The sequence below is a fragment of the Thermomicrobiales bacterium genome (assembly GCA_023954495.1).
Lineage (GTDB): Bacteria > Chloroflexota > Chloroflexia > Thermomicrobiales > CFX8 > JAMLIA01.
In genome coordinates this window covers 1-6,449 of record JAMLIA010000120.1, presented here as the reverse complement: position 1 = coordinate 6,449, position 6,449 = coordinate 1, and the positions used below count along the sequence as shown (strand labels likewise).

Annotated in this window: 4 protein-coding genes and 1 pseudogene; all 5 read left to right on the top strand. The window is 61.4% G+C overall.

The features are described 5' to 3' along the window. Positions 1-2,746 (top strand): hypothetical protein (locus tag M9890_15095; GenBank protein ID MCO5178279.1); only part of this gene is annotated, 2,746 nt, incomplete at its 5' end. Positions 2,747-2,977: 231 nt separating this feature from the next. Next, a pseudogene (rpsL, locus tag M9890_15090) lies at positions 2,978-3,403 on the top strand (30S ribosomal protein S12). Between the two features lie 211 nt (positions 3,404-3,614). Beyond that, positions 3,615-4,085 (top strand): 30S ribosomal protein S7, encoded by a 471-nt coding sequence (gene rpsG / locus M9890_15085; protein MCO5178278.1) that lies wholly within the window; start codon positions 3,615-3,617, stop codon positions 4,083-4,085. 83 nt (positions 4,086-4,168) lie between these two features. Beyond that, positions 4,169-6,280: an elongation factor G gene (fusA, locus tag M9890_15080; protein MCO5178277.1), complete on the top strand. Its 2,112-nt coding sequence runs from the start codon at positions 4,169-4,171 to the stop codon at positions 6,278-6,280. A 75-nt stretch (positions 6,281-6,355) separates the two neighbouring features. Next, positions 6,356-6,449: GTP-binding protein (locus M9890_15075; GenBank protein MCO5178276.1), on the top strand; the 94-nt coding region annotated here is incomplete at its 3' end.

Sequence of the window (6,449 nt, the reverse complement as noted above, 5' to 3'; positions counted from 1 at the left end):
ATATGCGCACAACATCAAGGCGGCCAAGCGATTGGTTGAGCGAGTTGATGAGCGCGTCTGGGAGGTGCTGGAAGAGGTCATCAAGGACTACGTCGTCCTGTTGAACCGCGCCCCAACGCTGCACAGACTTGGCATCCAGGCGTTCGAGGTCAAGCTGATCGAGGGTTCGGCCATCCAGATCCACCCGCTCGTTTGTGCGGCTTTCAACGCCGACTTCGACGGTGACCAGATGGCTGTGCACGTGCCGCTCTCGAAGTCAGCGCAGCGCGAGGCGCGCAAGCGCATGCTTTCGACGGCGAACCTGCTTGACCCGTCGGACGGCGATCCGGTGATCGCGCCGACGCTGGAGATCGTGCTCGGTTGCTACTACATGACGTCGCAGCGCGACGGTGTGCCTGGTGAGGGCAAGGTTTTCGCCAGCGCCAATGAAGTTGCCATCGCATACCAGTCCGGTGTCATCGACCTGCAGGCGCGCATCTTCGTCTTCGATCCGAAGCGTGGCGCGCGACCACTGGACCCGGATTCTGTGAATGCGCATGCCGAGAGCGGCCTGGTTGAGACGACCGTCGGACGCGTGCTGTTCAACTCGGAACTTCCGCAGGACTTCCCGTATCGCGACGAGACGATGGATCGCAAGGCGCTCCGACGGCTCGTTCATGACTGCTACCAGCAATACGATGCGGAAGCGACCGCCGAGGTTGCCGACCGGATCAAGCAGATCGGTTTCAGCTACTCAACCAAGGGTGGTCTGACAATTGGCCTGCACGACATCGCGATCCCGCCCTCCAAGAAGGAGATCATCGAGAAGGCCGATGTCGAGGTTCAGGCCGTTGAGCGACAGCACAACCGTGGTCTGGTCACCGAGCGCGAACGCAAGGCCCAGGTCATCAAGATCTGGAACGACACCCGCGATGTTCTTGCGGAAGCCGTGGAGCAGAACCTCGGACTCGACAACTCGCTATTCATGATGAGCCACTCGGGGGCGAAGGGTAACATCAACCAGATTACCCAGATGGCCGGTATGCGCGGCCTGATGCTCGACCCGAACGGCAACATCATCGACCTGCCCATCAAGGCGAACTTCCGTGAAGGTCTGTCGGTGCTGGAGTACTTCATCTCCACGCACGGCGCGCGCAAGGGTCTGGCAGATACCGCGTTGCGCACGGCGGACTCCGGCTACCTTACCCGACGTCTGGTTGATGTCGCGCAGGACGTAATCATCACACTCGATGATTGCGGCACTGAGAACGGCATGATCATCAACGTCGATGAGATTGACGACGAGCCGCTGCGAGCTCGCGTGATTGGCCGTGCTGCGGCACTGGCGATCGTCACCGATGACGGCGAGCTGTTGGTCGATCGAAACGAGGAGATCGACGAGGACGCGCTGGAGCGCATCCTCGCGGCCGGAATCACCACGTTCCGCATTCGCACTGCGATGGACTGCGTCGCGGTCCACGGCGTCTGCGCGAAGTGCTACGGGCGTGACCTGGCCAGCGGCCACCTGGTTGCCAGCGGCGAAGCGGTCGGCATCATCGCCGCGCAGTCGATTGGTGAGCCCGGCACGCAGCTGACGATGCGCACCTTCCACACGGGTGGTGTGTCGCACGCAGAGGACATCACAACCGGTCTCCCGCGTGTTGAGGAGCTGTTCGAGGCCCGTGAGCCAAAGGGCAAGGCGATCCTTTCCGAAATCGAAGGGACCGTCGAGATCGTGAACGACGAGGAAGGTCGCAAGATCATCGTTAGCCGTGAGGACATCGTCGTCGAGCGCTACAAGCTCGCGAGCGCCCACATGGTTGGCGTGAAGGATGGCCAGACGGTCGAGCGTGGTCAAATCCTCGCAGAGTCGAGCAACGGTGTTGAGCCGATCGTCTCGACGATGGACGGAACCGTCATGCTGGACGATGGCGAGATCATCGTCCGCAGCGAGGACAGCGAATCGAAGGAGTACGCGATTCAGCACACGGCACACATCCGCGTGCAGGATGGCGACCTGGTGAACCCCGGTGACCAGCTGACCGACGGTAGCCTTGATCCGCAGGAGGTGCTGTCTGCGCGCGGTCGCGAGGCCGTCCAGCGCCTGCTGGTTGACGAGGTGCAGGCTGTGTACCGGTCGCAAGGCGTTGTCACGAATGACAAGCACATCGAGGTCATCGTGCGCCAGATGCTGCGCAAGGTGAGCATCGACGATCCGGGCGATACGGACTGGCTGCAGGGCGAGCTGGTCGATCGCTTTGAGCTGAACCGGATGAACTCCGAGATGCTGGCCCAGGGCGGCGAGCCATCGACGGCGCAAGAAGTGCTGCTTGGCATCACCAAGGCGTCGCTGGCCACAGATTCGTTCCTCTCGGCAGCTTCGTTCCAGGAGACCACGCGTGTCCTGACCGAAGCGGCGATCAACGGGAAGATCGATCACCTGCGCGGCCTCAAGGAGAACGTCATCATCGGCAAGCTCATCCCGGCCGGCACGGGGTATTACTCGAACATCGAAGCGGAAAACGCGAACGGCGTCGTTGCCGGAGAGTTGGAAGCACCAGTCGAGTTTGAGCCATCGTCAATTGAGGATGTTGAGGAAATGGTCTCCTCGGCTCGCGTCGCGACTGATCTCGCTGAGGATGCTGTTGAAGCGACCGGCGCAGCCGTCGCTCAGCAGTCAGAGACAGGCGATCTTGTTGCTGACGGCGAGGGCGACCAGGGTGGACTCGACTCGGGCGCAGCGCCTGAGGGCGATTCCGAGGCATAGATACTGATGGAGAGCGAACCGGACCGCTGTAGCGGTCCGGTTCGCTGTCTCAAACGTTTGACAGAAGGATTCAATCTCTAGTACACTGTCGCATTGTGGCCGGAAATGGGCCATGGGATACGAGGCGTTAGCATCCTCGAAGTGCGGCCTCGTTTGCGACAGCCAATCGATAGCCTTCGAGACACTGTTCGCAGAGCTCAGGCAGCAATCTTCGGGAGGGAACCAGAGAACGTGCCGACGATCAATCAGTTGGTCCGAAAAGGGCGCAAGAGCGTCACGAAGAAGACCAAGGCTCCGGCCCTGCGCTATACCAACAATGCGCTGGGCAGGTATGCTGGACGGCTTCGCCGTGGGAAGGGCGCACCGCAGAAGCGTGGTGTCTGCACCCAGGTCCGAACGATGACGCCAAAGAAGCCTAACTCCGCGCTCCGCAAAATTGCCCGCGGTGCGGTTGTCCAATGGTATGGAAGTGACCGCATACATCCCAGGCGAAGGCCACAACCTCCAGGAGCACTCCGTTGTACCATCCGAGGCGGCCGCGTCAAGGATTTGCCGGGCGTTCGCTACCACGTTGTGCGTGGTGCGTTGGACGCGCGTGGGGTCGATAACCGCAGGCAGGGGCGGTCGAAGTACGGGACCAAAAAACCAAAGAGCTAGAGCATGCCGTCCGGGGGCGTTTCCCCCGGATACCCATGGTCACTCTTTGCGAAGATCGTACGGGACGAAAAGCGGCCTCACGGTTTCATCGTGTCGACCGCTTTTCTGTGTGAATGTGAGCCAGTCCGCTGGCTCGTGATCTGTGACAGGCAGGGTTCGCCATGTCACAACAGGTACAGCAGGCCGCGGAAGCGGCGGGAGGGCAACGACAGTGCCACGACGCGCGAAGGTGCAACGCCGGGAATTGATGCCGGACCCGAAGTACGGGAGCGAGCTCGTCACACGCTTCACCAACAAGGTGATGGAGCGTGGCAAGAAGGGCACCGCTGAGCGGATTGTGTACGACGCATTCGACATCATCGAATCCCGCACCGGTCGACCGCCGCTGGAAGTGTTTCAGCAGGCGCTGCACAACGCGACGCCGGTCATTGAGGTGAAGCCGCGCCGCGTTGGTGGTGCGACCTACCAGGTGCCGGTGCAGATCGAGGGCGCGCGTCGTCTGTCGCTCGCCATCCGCTGGATGCTGCAGGCAGCGCGGTCACGCAACGGCCGAACCATGGCAGAGAAGCTCGCCGCAGAACTCCTCGACGCCTACAACAACACGGGCGCGACGATCAAGCGACGCGAAGATACGCACCGAATGGCGGAAGCCAACAAGGCGTTCGCTCACTATCGCTGGTAGGCCAATCATTCGCTTTCGTTCTGGGTGGAGACGTTACCAATCCGGCGCAATGAGGTGCCGGTCAGGGAGACTAAGACGCGACGATGAGTAGCACGAACACGGTAACCAAGGGCGCCGGGGCCGGCGCTGCTGGCCTGGAACGGGTCAGGAACATCGGCATCATCGCTCACATTGACGCCGGCAAGACGACAACAACCGAGCGCATCCTGTTTTTCACCGGACGTGTGCATCGCCCAGGCGAAACGCATGAGGGTTCGGCGACGATGGACTGGATGGTCCAGGAGCGCGAGCGCGGCATCACGATTACGTCGGCCGCCACGACCTGCTTCTGGCGTGAGCATCGCATCAACATCATCGACACCCCCGGTCACGTCGACTTCACCGCTGAGGTAGAGCGCTCGCTGCGTGTCCTCGACGGTGGTGTCGTTGTGTTCGACGCGGTCGCCGGTGTTGAGCCACAGTCCGAGACGGTGTGGCGCCAGGCTGACAAGTACAGCGTGCCCCGCATCTGCTTCATCAACAAGATGGACCGCACCGGTGCAAACTACTGGCGCACCATCGACATGATCAAGGATCGACTGAAGGCCCGACCCGCCGTCCTCCAGCTGCCGATTGGCAGCGAGTCGGCATATCAGGGCATGGTCGATCTCATGCGCATGCGCGCCTACTACTATCGCGATGACCTCGGTCAGAACATCGAAGAGACAGATGTGCCGGCCGATATGGCCGAAGAAGCTGAGACGCGACACAACGAGCTGCTCGAGATCATCGCTGAGACCGACGAAGATCTGATGATGCGTTACCTCGAAGAAGAGGAAATCACCATCGACGAGTGGGTCTCGGCGCTTCGCCAGGCCACCATTCGGAACGAGCTGGTTCCGGTCATCAACGGCACGGCGCTCAAGAACAAGGGCGTGCAGCGCATGCTGGACGCGATTGTCGACTATCTCCCGTCGCCGCTGGACATCCCGCCGGTTGGTGGGACGAATCCGCGCACCGAAGAAGAAGAGACCCGTGAGACCGATTCTGATGCTCCGATGTCGGCGCTGGCATTCAAGGTCGCTGCCGATCCGCACGTCGGCCGACTAACCTTCATCCGCATCTACTCGGGCACGTTGAAGTCGGGCTCCTACGCCTACAACTCGACCAAGGGTGAGCGCGAGCGTATCGGCCGCCTGCTGCAGATGCATGCGAACCACCGCGAGGAGATCGACGAGGTCCACGCCGGCGACATCGCTGCCGTTATCGGGCTCAAGAGCACGTTCACCGGCGATACACTGTGCGACCCGGACAACCAGATCATCCTGGAGTCGATCAATTTCCCCGAGCCGGTCATTGAGGTCGCCATCGAGCCGAAGACCCGCCAGGACCAGGACAAGATGGGCATGGCGCTGGCTCGCCTGGCCGAAGAAGATCCCACCTTCCGCTTGCGGACGGATGAGGAAACCGGCCAGACCATCATCATGGGTATGGGCGAGCTTCATCTCGAAGTGATCGTCGACCGCCTGCTGCGCGAGTTCAAGGTTACCGGCAACGTCGGCAAGCCGCAGGTCGCGTATCGCGAAACCATCACCCGCCCGACTCGCATCGAAGGTCGGTTCATCCGCCAGACTGGTGGTCGCGGTCAGTTCGGTCACGTCTGGCTTGAGCTGGAGCCGCTCCCGCCGGGCGAGGGCTTCATCTTCGAGGACAAGATCATCGGTGGTGTTGTCCCGCGCGAATACATCCCGGCCGTCGGTGCCGGCGTCAAGGAGGCGATGGAGACCGGTGGTGACGCCGGCTACCCGATCGTCGACATGAAGGTCGCGCTGGTGGATGGATCATTCCATCCGGTCGACTCTTCCGAAATGGCGTTCAAGATCGCTGGTTCGATGGCACTGAAGGACGGCGTTCGACGCGCCGGGCCGGTTGTGCTTGAGCCGATCATGAAGGTCGAGGTGACCACGCCGGAAGAGTTCATGGGTGATGTTATCGGCAACCTCAACGCGCGCCGCGGTCGCGTCGAGGGCATGGAAATGCTGAGCGGTTCGCAGGTTGTCCGGGCGTTTGTGCCACTGGCCAACATGTTCGGTTACACCACCGAGCTGCGCTCGATGACTCAGGGTCGAGCTACCTCGTCGATGGAGTTCGACCATTATGAGCCTCTGCCGGATTCGCTGGCGAAGGAACTGATCGCGAAGAATCAGCGGGTGTAGATCGCGGATTGAACGACGCTGCCGCACGAATGGCTCGTGACGGCTGGATGTAGGACCGGGAGGTACGGAGGGCACGTGGCGAAGCAGAGATTTGAGCGGACGAAGCCGCATGTCAACGTGGGGACGATTGGTCATGTTGACCATGGCAAGACAACGTTGACGGCAGCGA